15 protein-coding genes are annotated in these 17329 nt (G+C 41.6%); 8 read left to right on the plus strand and 7 right to left on the minus strand.

Annotation, left to right across the window (positions count from 1 at the left end; translation table 11 throughout):
* Positions 1 to 425: 425 nt before the first annotated feature.
* Positions 426 to 1130 carry a beta/gamma crystallin domain-containing protein gene (locus F6J99_RS26355; protein WP_293116789.1) on the plus strand — a complete coding sequence of 235 codons (705 nt, stop codon included), beginning with the start codon at positions 426 to 428 and terminating at the stop codon, positions 1128 to 1130.
* 220 nt (positions 1131 to 1350) lie between these two features.
* Here F6J99_RS26355 and F6J99_RS26360 read toward each other — a convergent pair whose 3' ends face one another.
* Positions 1351 to 3132 (minus strand): VWA domain-containing protein, encoded by a 1782-nt coding sequence (locus tag F6J99_RS26360; protein ID WP_293116791.1) that lies wholly within the window; start codon positions 3130 to 3132, stop codon positions 1351 to 1353.
* Between the two features lie 32 nt (positions 3133 to 3164).
* Positions 3165 to 3287, minus strand: coding sequence for a hypothetical protein (locus F6J99_RS26365; protein WP_293116793.1), 123 nt, complete (start codon positions 3285 to 3287; stop codon positions 3165 to 3167).
* 737 nt (positions 3288 to 4024) lie between these two features.
* On the opposite strand from F6J99_RS26365, the gene F6J99_RS26370 reads away from it, so the two are divergent.
* Positions 4025 to 4975 (plus strand): DMT family transporter, encoded by a 951-nt coding sequence (locus F6J99_RS26370; protein WP_293116795.1) that lies wholly within the window; start codon positions 4025 to 4027, stop codon positions 4973 to 4975.
* A gap of 580 nt (positions 4976 to 5555) precedes the next feature.
* A complete protein-coding gene (locus tag F6J99_RS26375; RefSeq protein ID WP_293116798.1) occupies positions 5556 to 6497 on the plus strand; it encodes a DMT family transporter in 942 nt (313 codons plus the stop codon).
* Positions 6498 to 6798: 301 nt separating this feature from the next.
* Here F6J99_RS26375 and F6J99_RS26380 read toward each other — a convergent pair whose 3' ends face one another.
* Positions 6799 to 8958, minus strand: coding sequence for a serine/threonine-protein kinase (locus F6J99_RS26380; RefSeq protein ID WP_293116800.1), 2160 nt, complete (start codon positions 8956 to 8958; stop codon positions 6799 to 6801).
* Between the two features lie 997 nt (positions 8959 to 9955).
* Here F6J99_RS26380 and F6J99_RS26385 point away from each other — a divergent pair.
* A complete protein-coding gene (locus F6J99_RS26385; protein WP_293116802.1) occupies positions 9956 to 10126 on the plus strand; it encodes a hypothetical protein in 171 nt (56 codons plus the stop codon).
* 17 nt (positions 10127 to 10143) lie between these two features.
* Here F6J99_RS26385 and F6J99_RS26390 read toward each other — a convergent pair whose 3' ends face one another.
* The gene (locus tag F6J99_RS26390; RefSeq protein WP_293116805.1) at positions 10144 to 12405 is read right to left on the minus strand and encodes an NACHT domain-containing protein; all 2262 of its coding nucleotides are present in this window, start codon (positions 12403 to 12405) and stop codon (positions 10144 to 10146) included.
* Positions 12406 to 12414: 9 nt separating this feature from the next.
* A complete protein-coding gene (locus tag F6J99_RS26395; RefSeq protein ID WP_293116808.1) occupies positions 12415 to 12912 on the minus strand; it encodes a hypothetical protein in 498 nt (165 codons plus the stop codon).
* A 277-nt stretch (positions 12913 to 13189) separates the two neighbouring features.
* Here F6J99_RS26395 and F6J99_RS26400 point away from each other — a divergent pair, with 277 nt between their 5' ends.
* The 3 genes from F6J99_RS26400 (at position 13190) to F6J99_RS26410 (ending at position 14953) form a co-directional block, all read left to right on the plus strand.
* Positions 13190 to 14197 carry a zinc-binding alcohol dehydrogenase family protein gene (locus F6J99_RS26400; RefSeq protein ID WP_293116811.1) on the plus strand — a complete coding sequence of 336 codons (1008 nt, stop codon included), beginning with the start codon at positions 13190 to 13192 and terminating at the stop codon, positions 14195 to 14197.
* Between the two features lie 93 nt (positions 14198 to 14290).
* A complete protein-coding gene (locus tag F6J99_RS26405) occupies positions 14291 to 14467 on the plus strand; it encodes a hypothetical protein (protein ID WP_293116813.1) in 177 nt (58 codons plus the stop codon).
* A gap of 195 nt (positions 14468 to 14662) precedes the next feature.
* Positions 14663 to 14953 (plus strand): putative quinol monooxygenase, encoded by a 291-nt coding sequence (locus tag F6J99_RS26410; RefSeq protein ID WP_293116815.1) that lies wholly within the window; start codon positions 14663 to 14665, stop codon positions 14951 to 14953.
* A 331-nt stretch (positions 14954 to 15284) separates the two neighbouring features.
* On the opposite strand, the gene F6J99_RS26415 is transcribed toward F6J99_RS26410, so the two are convergent.
* Entirely contained in the window at positions 15285 to 15614 is a 330-nt protein-coding gene (locus tag F6J99_RS26415) for a hypothetical protein (protein ID WP_293116817.1), read from the minus strand.
* Between the two features lie 725 nt (positions 15615 to 16339).
* On the opposite strand from F6J99_RS26415, the gene F6J99_RS26420 reads away from it, so the two are divergent.
* A complete protein-coding gene (locus F6J99_RS26420; protein WP_293116820.1) occupies positions 16340 to 16540 on the plus strand; it encodes a hypothetical protein in 201 nt (66 codons plus the stop codon).
* Here the strand turns inward: F6J99_RS26420 and F6J99_RS26425 are convergent.
* Positions 16537 to 16938 carry a hypothetical protein gene (locus F6J99_RS26425; protein WP_293116822.1) on the minus strand — a complete coding sequence of 134 codons (402 nt, stop codon included), beginning with the start codon at positions 16936 to 16938 and terminating at the stop codon, positions 16537 to 16539. The genes F6J99_RS26420 and F6J99_RS26425 overlap by 4 nt on opposite strands.
* Between the last annotated feature and the right edge of the window lie 391 nt (positions 16939 to 17329).

Here is a 17329-nt window from a genome sequence, read left to right on the forward strand (position 1 = left end):
ACTACAGATATGGGGTCAAACCCATCAGTATTCACATACTACAGTTGGTCTTACTTGTACCTAGCTAAACCTGGGATTAGTGGGAGCGCAGTTATTCTCTTATTTCCTGACAAATGTAGTTATAAATACTACAGATATTCTGGGGTCAAACCCATCAGTATTTACATACTACAGTTGGTTTTACTTGTACCTAGCTAAACCTGGGATTATTGGCAGCGCAGTTATTATCCTATTTCCTTACAAATGTAGTTATAAATCCTACAGATATAGGGTCAAACCCCCCGATACTATTATTTTTAAAATACTACAATTAAAGTACCCAAAAAAAATTGCCAGACCTATTGACACGATCAAAAACTACTATTACAGTTAAATACTGTTGGCCTGTTGGCTGATTTAGTGTTGATCAAGTGGATTTTAGGATCATGAAAAAGATTTTTGGCGTACTACTTGTATGCTTTCTTTGTTTCTTGGCAATGACTGTTGCTAATAACAAGGCATTTGCTGCTGATTTTGTAACAGGAGCAAAGTTTTATGACCAAATTAACTATGGTGGTACCGAGTACGCCTATGAAGAAAGTGATGAGGTAGTTAAGCTAGACTCAGGTTTGAATGACAAATTCAAGTCTGTCAAAATAGGCGAAACATCTAAAGTATTGGCTTGGCGTCACTATAGTGACGAACAACCTGGTCAGATCTACGTTGAATGGTCTACTGACCATCCCAATATTGATCAAGACATTCGCGGTTTGTCTAAATTCAAAGTTGTTCCTGAAGAATCAGCCGCGATTGCTGCTCGCTTGCTCAAGGCTACACCAGATGACCATGTTTATTGTCTCTATACCAGCGTTTTTACCGTTGGACAGGTTGAAACCTGTACTACTGATCAGGATTATGCATTAGTGGGAATCATAGACCCACCTTATTTTGGTGAAGACCTTGTAAGTCAGATTACTGTCCGAAATCAGGACACAGGTGAGTACTTAAATAATGGCTCTGGTTATTTTTCATCAGTTGATGGTTCAAGTGTAGATTTTGATCCAGGTCCAAACTTCCCAACCAACATGGCATGGGCTAAACAAGGCAACAATCGTTTTGATTTTACAATCAATAACTTAATTAGACGATAAGTAGCCCTTGTCAATTGTCAATAAAATAACCTAAATTATGTACTGCTAAAAGCAGTACATAATTTAAATCATAGAAAGCACTGCCTTTCAAGCAAATTTAAAAGGAATTATAGTTGATAGAGAATTTAATTACTAAGATGAGCCGTAAATACTCTCTGGGTCTTTAACTATATCAACTTCATCGAAAACTACTTCTTCCCGATTCCCGATTCCCGATTCCCTATTCCCTATCCCCTATTTCCTCCGCACTCTCAATCAAATCAATAAACTCAGCTCGATACCCCTCTAAATCTACCCCTTCGGATTCCTTTGCTAATTGTAATGCTTGGTCAAAACTGGCTTTACCTTTGTAAGGAGAATCTCTTAACACCATCCCAAAACTGGCAATGGCAGCAGAAAACTTAAAGTTATCGGAAGCATCCTCTAGCTTTACAGCTTTATCAACCAAGGGATAGGTCAGGAGTTGAGAGGTGTTACCATCAGGCTCTTTGTAACGTAACTTGACCTGCATTAATTCTTTGGAATTAGTTGTTGAAGCAGCATTGGATTGATATTTCAGAGGGTCAATATCGGGTAATTTGACCTTAGTTTTCGCTCCCACAGGAATAATTTCATACAGTGCCGTGACAGTATGTCCAGCTCCTAATTCTCCGGCATCTTTAGTATCATCATTAAAGTCTTCATTTTTCAGCCGCCGATTTTCATAACCAATCAAACGATACCCTTGGACTTTGGCAGGATTAAATTCTACTTGAATCTTAACATCTTTGGCAATAGTGAGTAGAGTGGCTCCGATTTCGTTAACTAAGACTTTCTTAGCTTCTAACTCGTTATCAAGGTAAGCATAATTGCCATTTCCTTTATTAGCAATTTTCTCCATCTTGGAGTCTTGTAAATTACCAGTACCAAATCCTAATACGGTCAAGAAAACTCCTTTTTTTCGCTTCTGTTCAATCAGTTTAACTAATTCGCTATCACTGGATACTCCGACATTAAAGTCTCCGTCGGTTGCGAGAATAACTCGGTTATTTCCTGATTTAATAAAATTATTCTGGGCGAGTTTATAAGCCAGTTGAATTCCTGCTCCCCCAGCAGTAGACCCCCCGGCATTGAGATTCTCAATAGCTGTTAAGATTTTATCTTTCTCGTTGCCTGGAGTAGGAGCTAAAACGACGCCAGCAGCTCCAGCATAGACGACAATACTAACCTGGTCTTCTTCTCTCAATTCATTGACCAGCATCCGAAAGGCATCTTTGAGCAGGGGAAGCTTATTGGGATTATTCATAGAACCAGAGACATCGAGCAAAAAGACTAGATTGCTGGGAGGCAAATCTTCAATGGCCATCTTTTCCCCCTGGATACCAATGTGAACTAATTGGTGAGTGGGATTCCAAGGAGCTTGGGAAATTTCTGTCGTAATGGAGAAAGGGCGATCGCTTTCCGGTTCGGGATAGTCGTAGTTAAAGTAATTAATTAATTCTTCGATACGGATGGCATCGGTAGGGGGGAGTTGACCGTTATTAAGGAAACGACGAAGATTGCTGTAGGAGGCGGTATCAACATCAATCGCAAAGGTAGAGAGGGGATTATGCTTTACTCTCTTAAAGGCGTTCTCATCAATGGGACTATAGTTTTCTCTGTTGCTGACTTCTGGGATAGCTGGCTGTGTTGTCAGTAACGGCTTGGGTTTGCTCGCAATTGAGCGACTAGGAACTTGAAAAAAGGCTGCATTTGGGCTATCGGAGAGTTGCCTTGAGGCTCGGGGCATCAAACCTCTGTTACGGAAATTCTGATTAACACTATCCCCCGACCTCCCGACCTGGGCTGATTCCATAAGTTCTGATAGGCGCTCTCTTTGCTCACGTTCTACGTCTTGCGCTACAGGTAGATTAGAGCTTGTGTCTGATTTTTGGGCTGATGGCTGATTGTGGCAAGCTGTTGTTAGCTGTGCCAAGATAGCAACCATTCCGGAAAGGAGGAATAGTCTCAGTAATTTGTTCATTTGATTTGCCCTCTGTATTGCTTATTCCTAAGCTAGTCCACCACAGAAGGCTGTTTGTTTGTGTTGCGGTTTCTGTAACGGTAATAGCCAAAAGGCAAGAGGCAAAAGGCAAGAGGCAATAGTGATTCATCGTTTGGTGGGCAGTGCCTAGCCATCCTATGGTCAGCCAATGAATCTGGATTAGCCTCTATATTAAATGGTATTTCCCAGGGTAAACGGATCTAATTTTGTTAATTCATATCTATAATGTTTTTACCATCAAATAAACACTATATGTATAAAATATATTGTCAACGAGCGCCATAAGGCCAGGTTTATTGAAAACTCCCCTGGTTGATTGACAAGATGGGTTTATCCTATGATACTTTTAGAGATATAGCAGTGGACGCAAAGGGGAGCATGTCACTTTTGAAATTAGGTACATAGATCCCCCCTAACCCCCCTTAAAAAAGGGGGGAATTAGATTCAAAAGTCCCCCTTATTAAGGGGGATTTAGGGGGATCAGAATCAGGGATGAACAAAACTTACATGCACCCGAAGCAAAGCTTAAGATATCTTATGCTTCCTGATCCAAAGCTACCTGTCCCCTTTCAATAAGAAAACTATGTCTTAAGCTGTACTTCTCTTCCTATAAAATTAGATAAACCATGGCTACTCGCCATAGTTTATACTGATGATGTACTTAACCCTTTTTATAGAACTTTTCTTAATTAGGAGGTACACATCATTTTTTTTCTGTTCGCTATTCCCTATTTCCTTTTGTAGATTCTGGTGATCCGCTTTTCTGGTGATCCGCTATTTCCTGTTGCCTAAAATTCAGGATTGTCTACCTCAAATCGTTTAAAACCACTGTTTACAACCACTATATAATCCCTAATTAAGGAAGTTGATCATGTCTACTAAAAGTTCTGCAATCTGGGGGTCTTCTTCCTTAGCAATTGCCATTTTTGCCCTATCGTCTTCACCAATTCTGACTCGCATAACAGAACATGATATGGGTCCTTATGGAACAATATTTAATCGGTTTTGGATTGCCAGCCTAGCGTTGGGCCTTGGCAAGGTTGTCAAACTACTTTGGGATAAGCACAGCGGACGCTTATCTACTACTGATAACACTGATAACAAGGCTTATACTGTAAAGGATTTTTTCTCGTTATTTCTTGTTGCTAGCTTAGATTCAATTTGCCTAGTGACGTGGGCTTGGTCTCTGACAAAAACAAGTGTTGCTAATTCTAATCTGCTCCACAACACCACTCCTATTTTTGCAGCTGTCGGGGGATGGTTACTGTTAAGCCAATCCTTTAATCGTCGCTTCCTAATTGGCATGGTCCTGGCTCTAGGAGGAACGTTCTTAATTGGTTTTAACGATTTTCATATCGATCGAGATACATTGATAGGGGACAGCGTTGCATTACTATCTGCCCTTTTCTACGCGGGGACACTTTTGGTAACAGAGCATCTCCGAGTTAAATTTGACACAAGCACAATTTTACTATGGCTTTATACCTTGGGTGGCCTATTGTTGTTACCATTAACATTGCTATTTGAAGATAGACTATTTCCTGCTTCCTTTTCATCATGGTCTGCTGTTATTGGCCTAGGACTTTGTGGCTCTATAATTGGATTGGGTGCATTATTCTATAGTCTCAAACAATTTTCATCTAGCTTTGTCTCTCTAATTCTATTGCTGGAACCTATGATTGCAGCAGTCTTAGCCTGGCTAATTTTTGCAGAAAAATTGAGTTGGTTAAATGGCTTGACGTTTATAATCGTATTATCTGGGATTTATCTGGCTCAATCAGATGGAGAATTAGAGAATATTGGTTCTACTGAACCTACTTAAGATTAATCCTCTGGTGGGCAGTGCCTAGCAAGACTATGGTTAGCAAATAAATCTCTGTGAAGCACTGCCCACCCTACTTTAACTATTCGTCTGGTGGGCAGTGCCTAGGAAGACTATGGCCAAGCAAATGAATCTGTCTGATCCACTGCCCACCCTACTTCAACTAGTTAAGATTAATCCTCTGGTGGGCAGTGCCTAGCAAGACTATGGTTAGGAAATAAATCTCTGTGAAGCACTGCCCACCCTACTTTAACTATTCGTCTGGTGGGCAGTGCCTAGCAAGACTATGGCCAGCAAATCAATCTTTGTGATCCACTGCCCACCCTACTTGAACTCTATTTACTGTTGTCTAAAATCCAGGATTGTCTACCTCAAATCGTTTAAAACAACTGTTTACAACCACTATATATAGCAATTCTACGACTGGTGAGGTACAAATTTATGGGTTTTAGGGAGCAGGGAGCAGGGAGCAGGGAGCAGGGAAGAGGGAAGAGGGAAGAGGGAAGAGGGAAGAGGGAAAAACTAATGTGTACCTCATGAGTCCTAGAAACGCTATAATCCATAATTAAGGAAGTTGATCATGTCTACTAAAAGTTCTGCAATCTGGGGATCTTCTTCCTTAGCAATTGCCATTTTTGCCCTATCCTTTGCACCAATCCTGATTCGCATAATTGAAAACGATTTAGGCCCTTATGGAACGATATTTAATCGTTTGTGGATTGCCAGCCTAGCGTTGGGTCTTGGCAAGGTTGTCAAACTACTTTGGGATAAGCACAGTGGACGCTTATCTACTACTGCTAAAAAGCCTTATACTTTCCAGGATTTTTTCTACTTATTTCTTCTTGCTAGCTCCGAGTCAGCTTTCCTAGTGACTTGGGCTTGGTCTCTGACAAAAACAAGTGTTGCTAATTCTAATCTGCTCCACAACACCACTCCTATCTTTGCAGCTGTCGGCGGATGGTTACTGTTCAGCCAATCGTTGAATCGTCGCTTCATAATCGGTATGATCCTGGCCCTAGGAGGGACTTTCGTAATTGGTTTTCAAGATTTTAATCTCGCTCGGGATACATTGATAGGGGACAGCGCTGCATTACTGTCTGCCTTTTTCGACGCGGGTTCACTTTTGATAATAGAGCATCTGCTAGTTAAATTTGAAACAAGCACAATTTTACTATGGAATTTTACTTTGAGTAGCCTATTGTTATTACCATGTACATTGCTATTTGAAGATAGACTATTGCCTGCTTCCTTTTCAGTATGGTTCGCTCTTATTGCCCTAGGACTTTTTGGCTCCATAATTGGATTGGGTGCATTAGTCTATAGTCTGAAACAATTTTCATCTAGCTTTGTATCTCTCATCCTATTGCTGGAACCCATCATCGCGGCATTCTTAGCTTGGCTAATTTTTGCTGAGGAATTGAGTTTATTAAATGGGTTGATGTTTATAATAGTATTATCTGGAATTTATCTGGCTCAATCAGATGGGGAATTAGATAATATCGGCTCTACTGAAGCTACTTAAGATGTAAGCATTAAGCGATCAGCTGCTGGGCAGTGCCTAGCCAGACTATGGTTAGCAAATAAATCTCTGTGAAGCACTGCCCACCCTACTTGAACTATCAGCTATCAGCTATCAGCTGTCAGCTTACGATAAGATGAATCGTCTGGTGGGCAGTGCGTAGCAATTCTATGGTTAGCAAATGAATCTGTCTGATGCACTGCCCACCCTACTTGCACTCACTGTTGCTAGCATGCCTATTGCCTCTTGCCTCTTGCCTCTTGCCTTAACTATTCCCTATTCCCTATTCCCTATTCCCTATTCCCTATTCCCTGTTCCCTGTTCCCTGTTCCCGATTCCCTCTTTCCTGTTCCCTCTTCTGTGCTTCCAATTCGCTATTTGCCCGCTCCCGTGCTTTGATAGCGTCTCGGTAGTTTGGCTGGTAGCGCACTGCTTTGTCATAAGCTGCGATCGCTTTTTTATACTTATTGCGTTTAACTAATGCATTGCCTAGGCTATACCAGGCTTGGCTGTAGTCACGTTTATAGTTAACTGCTTGTTGGTAAGATGCGATCGCATCCTTATAGCGTTCCAATTTATAGAAGGTATTGCCTCGACTGTACCAAGCTTGGTAAGGCTTGGATTGTAGTTTAATGGCTTTGTAGTAAGCTTCCAGGGCATCTTCATATCGCTGGACTTGATGGAGTGTCCAACCGCGACTGTACCAGGCTTGATAGGAATTAGGCTGGAGTTTAACGGCTTGCTCAAAGGAGGCTAAGGCTTCTTGGTATTTCCGTAATTTATTTAAGGTATTGCCCCAGCTATACCAAGCTTGGTAGAAGTTGGGCTGGAATTGAACCGCTTGCTGATAAGACTTGGCTGCATCTTTATACTTTCGCAAATTGCTCAAGTCATTACCCCGCTGATACCAGGCTTCAGCGGAATTCGGTTTGTAGTCTAAGGCTCGGTCGTAGGATTCTACTGCTGCTTTATATCGGCGCAAATTATGTAATGCCCAGCCCCGTCGATACCAAGCTTGGTAAGAATCGGGTTTGAGTTTCAGGGCTTTGTCAAAGGATGCGATCGCATCATAATAATTCTTGGACTTAACCTGAACATTACCAAGACTGATCCAAGCATCCAGGTCATTGGGCTGGAGTTCCAGGGCGCTATTAAACGCCTTAATTGCTGCGTCATAACGCTCCAACTGCTCCAAGGTTTTACCCCTACCCTTCCAAGCTGCACTATAATCCGGCTCAATTTGAATGGCTTGGTCGTAAGCGTTTAGAGCTTCTTCATAGTACTTCAGGGCAAACAAGGTCTTACCCTGACCTTGCCAAGCTGGAGCATATTCCCCTTGGATTTCTACAGCTCGATTATAAGCATCCAGAGCCTTTTCATAGCGCTTCAATTCTAACAAGGTTTCGCCCTGGTTATACCAATCCGTAGCAGTAACTCCCCTTAATATATTCAGGATAAAAACGGTTGCTGCAAACCCCAATCCAATTACCCCGGTGTACAGTAACACTTGGTACGGTTTTAGTCTGAATCGTCGGGGTTTCGGGAGCAGCGGTTGTATCGATGACGCAATTCCCAACATTAAGGTAGCGCCAGTTTTAGTAGTGTTAGTATTTATGTTATTATTGCTATTTTTATTAGTAATTACAGTAGTTAGTGCTTGTAAGGCTAAGGTAGCTGATTGGTAACGCTCTCGGAAATCATAGCGCACCATTTTATCTAAAGTATCGGCTAATTCAGCACTTACTGATATCTGGTTATGCCAGCTAATTTCCCCTGTATCAGAGTCAAGGGGCAATTGGTGAGGACGTAAACCGGTTAAACCAACAATCCCGATCATCCCGACAGCATAGATATCACTGCTTAATTTCGGGTAACCATTGGCTTGTTCACTGGGTCGATAGCCAGGAGTACCAATAGCAACGGTAAAGCTAGTATTGCCCCCTTCCAGGATTTGGGTACTCACTTGTTTAACCGCACCGAAGTCAATCAGTACTAATTTGCCATCTGATTTACGCCGAAGGATGTTTTGAGGATTAATATCTCGGTGAATAATACGCCGTTGATGAACAAAGTCTAAAACTTCCAGGATTTCCTGCAACAGGGAAATAATCTGATTTTCATTAACCTGGGTTCCCGGTACAAGTTCCTGGCTGAGGTCTTCCCCTTCAATCAATTCCTGAACCAGATAGAAGTCGTGATTTTCTTCAAAATACGCAAAAAGCTGGGGAATTTGCTCATTACTTCCCAACTGGTGTAGGATTTGGGCTTCCGTGTCAAACAGTCGCCTAGCCGTCTGCAATGTCAAGGGATCCGTGGCTACTGGCTTGAGCTGTTTAACCACACACTGATTCTCACCAGGCAAGTGTTGGTCTTCAGCTACAAAAGTCTGACCAAATCCACCTTGTCCCAGTTGACGAATAATTTTATAGCGTCCACCGATCGTTTGTCCAAGACCCAAGTTCATGCAACTTCTACTGCTCCGGGAAAACCTCACCACCTATTCAAGGAGGTAGATCACTAGGTATAGCGCTATGCCCAAGGCAAGAGGCTTGCATACAAGAGGCAACAGTTAACTACAAGAGCTTTTCACTTTGTATCAATGTCTTAACCTTAATGCGTACTGCTATATAGTGCTACCAATCATAGTATACAAAACCCTTCAATAGTGATCGGAACATTATCCCTGGGAGAGGGAAGTAGTGGGTAGGGTGTGTTAGGGGCGGGCTTGCCCTGATCTTCAACCCCTAGAGCCAGTTTTGGGATAGCCCGCACCGTAACGCACCACCAAGTAGAATGGGCGAATGTAGAATATTAAAATTGCGGAATCTCGTAGAGCGGAATTTTTAGCGTTAATTGACCAATAAGTAAACTATAGCAATCTCTATGCCATGAGGTACACATTGATCCCCCTTATCAAGGGGGATCAATGTGTACCTCATAAATCCTATAAACGCTATAATTACCAAAACAGGAGGAATAAAAAATGAGTGCAAAGACAATTAGATAAACTATAGCAATCTCTATGCCATCAGGGACAAATGGATCCCCCTAAATCCCCCTTATCAAGGGGGACTTTGAGCTTGAGAAGCGTACTTCATAAATCCTATAAACGCTATAATTACCAAAACAGGAGCAATAAAAAATGAGTGCAAAGACAATTAGATAAACTATAGCAATCTCTATGCCATCAGGGACAAATGGATCCCCCTAAATCCCCCTTATCAAGGGGGACTTTGAGCTTGAAAAGCATACTTCATAAATCCTAGAAACGCTATAATTACCAAAATAGGAGGAAGAAAAAATGAGTGCAAAGACAATTAGATAAACTATAGCAATTCTCTCTGCCATCAGGTACAAATCGATCCCCCTAAATCCCCCTTATCAAGGGGGACTTTGAGCTTGAAAAGCGTACCTCATAAATTCTAGAAACGCTATAATTACCAAAACAGTAGGAATAAAAAATGACTGCAAAGACAATTAAGTGGGATGATGTTCGTTCCCAAGTTCTAGAAAATCCAGAGGTAAAAGCCGAGTATGAAGCTCTAGAATTTGAGTTTAATATAGCTAGTCAGGTTATTGCCCAGTCAGAAGTCAGAAGTCAGAAATCAGAAGGCATAATTTCCAATTCTTAATTCTTAATTCTTAATTCTTAATTCTCAGGCTTCATATCCGCAAAGTGTTCCATCAGCATCCGATTAATAAAGATATAGCCGCCCCCTACTTTTTGTAGGAAGATGCGATCAGCGGCATAGTCGAGGAAGTGGGCATAGTTCCAAGGGATGTAATTATTGTGGTAGAGGATGAGGCGGAGGCTGAAGTGTTGGATTACATCCATACCACCATACCATAATGCTCCCATTGACATACCAAGGGTCCAATAATAATCTCTCTGACTAAATACCGAAGCTATAAAACCGATAAATCCTCCTATAATCCCTCCAAGGACAGTGTTTCTTAAGGAGTATTGAATGCCTTGGTTCGGAACCAACTTTTTTTCTATCTCAATAGTTACGCTATGTAAACCTCCAAATACATAACCAATTGCTCCACTTATCATCATTATAATCTGCCCATTTTCCTTTGAATATTCTGTAAATACTAGACCAATGATTAATGAAAATATGAGAGAAATTATTAGTCCCAAAATTGTCCACTTTAACGAATTTTTCCATGACCATCTCAATTTTTCAAAGTTTTTAATATCTCTATTAATATTTTGTTTTATCCCTCTTATTCCAAAGAGAATTCCAAAAAATATACCAAATGGTAATCCTATTACCCACAATTTTTTTATGAGTTTTTTAAAAAAGAAAGCAAAAACTAACTCGCTAGCAATAACGCTCGATAACAAATGAAATAATTCTTGGTTTTTAAAAGCTTCAAAAGACGTATTTTTATTATGCTTACTCCAGAAAAATTTATCAATTAAGCTTATGTTAAGTCCAGCAATTAACGCTGAAAATAAGGTAGCAGGAAGAATTTTTATTTTGGCAGGTTTGATTATTCTTAGAATACAAAAAAATACGACAAAACATAATCCGCCGATTATTCGAGATAAAAATATGTAAACCCAACGTTGTTTGTTAGTTGACAACCAACTAGGCTGAAGTTCTTCTATCAAGAAGATAGACTTATTTTCAGACAACATTCCTTTCGCTAGCCAAATTAGCCAGTGCTTTACTTGCACTTTCTCGTATCGCTGATTAGTCTTCCGACGCTTAAACATTTTCTCGATATATGCATTAAAGAGCTGCTTGCGCCGTTCCTCTATTACGTCAGTTTTTGGTAAATATTCAACTGCTACTCCCTGATAAGCCAGAGTCATAATATTGAGCATTAGAGGCGATTGTGCCAACTCTTGTAATACTTTATCTTCTGCAATTAATGTCCTCAATCCGGTTAAATCAGCCCCGACACTATCCAAGTAATGACAAATTTGTTCTAAACTAAGCAATCTTATATAAACTGCACTCTGAAAATTCAGACGGTTGGATAGGGCTTCATAGTCTTTCATACGACTACACACTACCAACTCGGCACCATAATCCTGCTGGAATTGGTTCAAAGCAACAATACAGTCGTCTCGGTACTCCGCCTTTACTTCATCCAGACCATCAAGCAATGGTAGTAGTTGCTGGTTCTTTACTAAAGTTTTTCTAATTGTCTTTGGAACATCATATATATTCCCCAGTTCCGCTACTAACCAATCGGCTATCGTCTGCCGTTTCTTTGCCCAAGAGGAGAGGTTAAAGACTACAGGAATTAGCTGATTAGTGTCTTGTTCAACACGCAGATTACTATCTTGTTCAGCACGAGCAATTAAATCCCCGGCTAGTTCCAGTAAGGTTGTAGTTTTTCCTGACCCTGGTTCCCCTAAAATTAGTAAGGTTGCTCCTGTCCCAATTTGGTCAAAAATATCAATTAGTTTAGTCCCTTCGGCGAGGGGTTGAGGTGAGTTGTCACCGATTTCGATAATTTCGCTCAAAGGATTAGTAATGGCATCAGGTCTCTCTTCTAATCCCAATTCAATCATTACCTGGTGATATAGGGATTTTGCCAGAACGCCTTTAATCCAATAGTTCTTGACTTTAGCGAGTAATGCCTGACGGTTGCGGTATTCTTGTCGAGTTAATTGGGTTCCTGGAACAGATTGCTGCTGATTAAAAATATTAAACAAGATGTTGTTAATCTTGCTGTTATTCCCTTCAATGGCTTGGTTGCTATCTCCCTGGATAACCCGATTTTTATCACCTTGAACTGTCTGATTTTCATCTCCCTGGATAGCCCGATTGTTATCACCTTGGATAACTGACATATCCTCACCAACCTGAAAAGCTTCAACCTGATGCTTAACCGATGAATTCACATCAGGCTGTTGTGAGTCAGAATTCTGATTAGGTGACTGGCTCATGAGTTAGTTCTAGACACCTATAATGTGTGAAGCAGCAGCAGCACCGAACCAATCTACCACCTTAAGCAGGATAGGCTTGGCTTTGCCCCAGAGGGTTTTACCTGCATCAACTTTTCCACTGGCTGTTTCCAGGGTTTCTGCCACAGTTTCCAGGTTGGCGAGTGCCAATTTTTTCTTAGGTTCTTCCTTTTCTGTGGCTTTTTTGGCGGCACCGAGGTACATGATTGCTTCTTCTTTGGTATCCTCTGGGAGCTCTGCCCCTCGTACCAACTTATCCAGCTCTACTAATAACTCAATAACCTGCTCTTTTGTTAGCGATTCTTTGGTTGATGCAGTACCTTGACTTTGGGTTACTTGATTTTTGTCACCTTGAATGGCTTGGTTACTGTCACCTTGAACACCTGGACTATGTTCACCTTGAATAGCTTCGTTATTTTCACCTTGTAGGTTGTTGACTTTACCGCCTACGGAACCACCTACAGAAAATCCACCGGGATTGTTTGTCATAATACCTACCTGTTCAACTTGTGTGTTTGTCTAAGAGCTAGGATGCTGTAGAGGATGCGATCGCGTAGCGTGGCCTTTGGGCCAATCGCAAAACTCCAGCAACTGTAATCCCTTCGTAACTTCAGCTACTGGAGGAGCGAATCCGGATCACTAACAAAAATGTACATATCATGGTTTTCCCCATAAGTTGATTTAGGGTGGGCAGTGCAGGAGTTTTAAACTAAAAACCGCTATACAATCGAATCGGCGGCATTGATCAAAAAAGGAAAACCAAGATATGAAAGCCATAGGCTATAATCAGCCTGGACCAATCACTGCACCAGACGCGCTGATCGAATTTGAAACCGAAACACCGGAATTAGGGGCACATGACCTGTTGGTGGAGGTTCGGGGAATTTCGGTCAATCCTGTGGACGTGAAAGTGCGCGCCAAGATGGCACCGGAAAAGGGCACCAAGATCATTGGCTATGATGCGGCAGGTGTTGTTCGAGAAGTTGGCAGCGATGTCAGTAAATTTAAAGTAGGTGATGAAGTCTATTATGCCGGTGATATAACTCGACCGGGCACCAACTCCGAGCTCCATGCCGTTGATGAGCGGATTGTCGGGAAAAAGCCCAAATCCCTCGGCTTTGCCGAAGCAGCTGGTTTTCCACTGACCTCCATTACTGCCTGGGAAATCCTGTTCGACTGCCTCGGGATCAAAGAAGGAGAAGGCAAGGGCGAGAGTATACTGATAATTGGTGGCGCGGGAGGTGTTGGGTCAATCCTGATTCAACTTGCCAAGAAACTCACCGGGTTGACCGCGATCGCCACGGCATCTCGTCCGGAAACCATCGAGTGGGTTAAAAAGATGGGTGCCGACCATGTGATCAATCACCGCCAGTCTCTTGTTGATCAAGTCAAGGAATTGGGACTCGAGCCCCGCTACGTTGCTTCCCTTTCAGGATCAGGCGGACATTTTCCTGCCATCATCGAGCTGATCAAGCCTCGCGGTCATATCGCACTGATTGATGACCCTCAATCCCTAGACATGAAATTGATCAAACCCAAAGCCCTAAGCTTCAGCTGGGAGTTCATGTTTACTCGCTCGATGTTTCAAACGGAGGACATCGAAAAACAGCATGAATTGCTGAATCGGGTCTCGGAGCTCATCGACAATGGCACGCTAATTTCCACTGTGACCAACAATCTCGGGAAAATCAGTGTGGAAACCCTCAAGACGGCTCATTCCCAGCAAGAGAGCGGTCGTGCCATTGGCAAAAATGTACTCGACGGTTTTAACTAAGAGAGCTCAGGGGGTGACAAGCGCTCTTTAAAATCTTACAGGGGTTAGGTTTTAGGGGTTAGGTTTTAGGTAAAATTGCCCTTGCGGGATGGATTGATTCAAACTATATATGAACTTGAATTGGTGAAAATTGCTTCAATTGCTGGGAAATACAAAGGGTGCATCTCATTTTTGCTGTTTGATTCGGTGGTGCGTTACGGGGCGGACTTTCCCAAAGCTGGCTACGAGCTGGAAAATGACGGCGAGCCGCCCCTAACGCACCCTACGTAATATTTTCAAAAATGAGATGCACCCAATACAAATGACTCATTGCGCTCATTTTACCCAATACCTAAAACCATTAACCCAACACCTATCTAGGTTTAAGCTTTGTTGTCACCCCGTGAGCTAAGATAGCATAGCCAATGGTGGCAAGTTATCGCGATCAGATTTTCAATTTTTAATTAAAACGAAGGAAACAAAAACATGGCTAAATTGACTCTTATTGCTCATATCACAGCTAAAGATGACAAAATTGATCTGGTAAAGACTGAGCTTAAAAAGTTGATCGACATCACTCGTGCTGAAGAGGGCTGCTTGCAATACGATTTGCATCAGAACAATGAAAATCCAGCTCACTTTATGTTTTTTGAAAATTGGGAATCCCGTGAGCTGTGGAAGAAGCATATGGGTGCCCAGCACCTGAAGGATTACATGGCTGCAACTGATGGCGCGGTTGAGGAATTCACTTTCAATGAAATGACGCAAATAGGCTAGGGAATATAGAATTTAGAATGTAGAATTTAGAGATGTAGGGTGGGCAGTCCAGCAGTTAGATTAGACCTATTGCAAAAGTATTTTTTTGATACTGTTTTCGTCAATTATTGTTACTGTTTTCTGTCTCCTGTCTCCTATCTCCTGACAACTGCCGCGAAGTCTATTGATTTGTTGGCCATAGAGTTGGTAAGCACTGCCCACCTAAGATTAATCACTATTTGAGTAATCTAGTTGATTACTAGATCATAGAATCGGGTAGATGACCTAAGTACACCTACCCGATTCATCTAGGTCAGTCTAACCGCCCTTTGTATTTGAGTAATCTAGTTGATTACTTACAAGCAGCAGCTACGTCTTCGGTACAAGGGTAGTTACCGGTACCACTGAGGGTGCCATCCGCAGCAATTGTAACTTTGTAGTTGCAGCCTTGGAATGCACCAATGGGGCTAGCAGAGCCTAGCAAATCGCAAGTTTTGCCAGCAACTTCAAAGACAACGCGCTTAGTGCCGCGAAAAGGGAAATACTTTTCAGCAATCACGACAGAATCAGGACTATCGAAATCGGCCTCGTAAGTCAAAACTACTCCGTCAGCTAGTGCAGGAGCGTTTACAGACAGCATAAACAGCAAGGCAGAAAACGCAATCAAGATCAATTTTTTCATGATATTCCTCCGATCAAAATAAGTAGACAGAGACTGTCTTAAATGTCATATTTTAAAGAGTACTCTACGAGTACTCTAGGGTTGCACGGCCATGAGCCTCTACATAGCTGAAGAAGTCAAGCTATGTCGATAATCGACGTCTTTAAGTTGCACATGCCTCGAACGGGTCAAGCAAAAACTTTTCCTGCTAATTCAGCTTTGGCAAGCTTTTACTTGCGATGCACAATTTAATGGTTTTGAGGTGGAATCCACCCATAAATAAAAGTAGCACAAAAAATTATTTATGGGTAAATTTATGTAATTTTTTCTTTCTTAAGGAATAGATTAGTACATATTTACTGAATTATCCCCGAATTATCCTGAAATACATTGACAAGGAATAATAGCAAAATTTTGTGGGAAAAAGACGTAAGTACTAGATTTAAGTTCAGGTAGTTCAGGTAGGGTGGGCAGTGCAGCAGACAGATTGATTGGCTTGGGTACGCTTTTTTTAGGCACTGCCCACCAATCGATTAATCACAGAAAGTAGGGTGGATAGTCTACCCTACGGGAACTCCAAAGGCGAACAACATTTTAGAATTTAGAATCTAAAATTAAGAATTAATAATTAAGAATTTAGAATTTAGAATAGACCTCTTGCAAAAATAAATATGAAATCAAAATCTATCCCTTTTGCCTTGTCAACACCCACGGTTTATGAGACTTATGCAAGAGGTCTAAGAATGATGTCAAAGTCCCCCAGAATTGGGGGATTTAGGGGGCAAATGCGTAAGTTCTGTAGAATTCTAAATTCTTTATTCTGCATTCTGACAGACAACCTACCCTACACCGAAGGCCAAAAGCGAACAACATTCTTAATTCTGACAAACAACCTTGGCCTTTCGGCCACGCTACGCGAACAACCTTTAACCTTCTTCAACCTTTAACCTTCTTCAACCTTGGAGCAAAGTTGATTTAATAACTCTTTGGGAATTGCCTCGAAATTCTCTAAGACGAAATCCATTAAAGCCAGATGGTATAAAGAATCGGCACTAGGAGTTTTATAGCGAGCACCTTGGGCCAGCCAGCTATTTACCGCATAAGTTGAGCGGCAGCAGATGTTACCCATGTCTTCTTGATTGACTTGCCACTTGCGGTAAAACGCCTGGGGAGTCATGGACAGTCGGCAGTTGCTGTATAGGTAGATCAATATTTCCTCTCGCTCAGTGATGGCACGAGGCATTGAATCTGGGCGTGTGGATTGGCTCTGGGCAATTTGGGCAAGCCGGTCTAGGGCTCGCTGACAGTGAACCAGATGATCTACTGACCGTTTGTTTGGCATCATAGGAATTACCTCACACATAGTTTGTGACTGGGGGTAAAGCCGCGCTTTGGCCTGCATGCGAGAAGCGCGGCTTTTTGTCCAGAAATCTTATGGAAATATCAGACATTTTTATTATTACTAATATCTCGGAAAAAGTCAAGATTATTTTTTTAAATAAAACATTTTGTTACAAATAAAAATTTGACGATAGGGGGTATATTTTAGATTTCACAATGTAATATATACGCTATCATTTATCAGTTATAAGCTATCAGCATTGCCTAGCGTTATGTAGCCTAATATACATCTTTAAAAAGTATTTTTATACTAGTTTTTATATCAATTATTGTCCACTGTTCCCTGTTCCCTACTCCCTACTCCCTACTCCCTACTCCCTACTCCCTACTCCCTA

Source organism: Moorena sp. SIO4G3 (genome assembly GCF_010692305.1).
Lineage (GTDB): Bacteria > Cyanobacteriota > Cyanobacteriia > Cyanobacteriales > Coleofasciculaceae > Moorena > Moorena producens_A.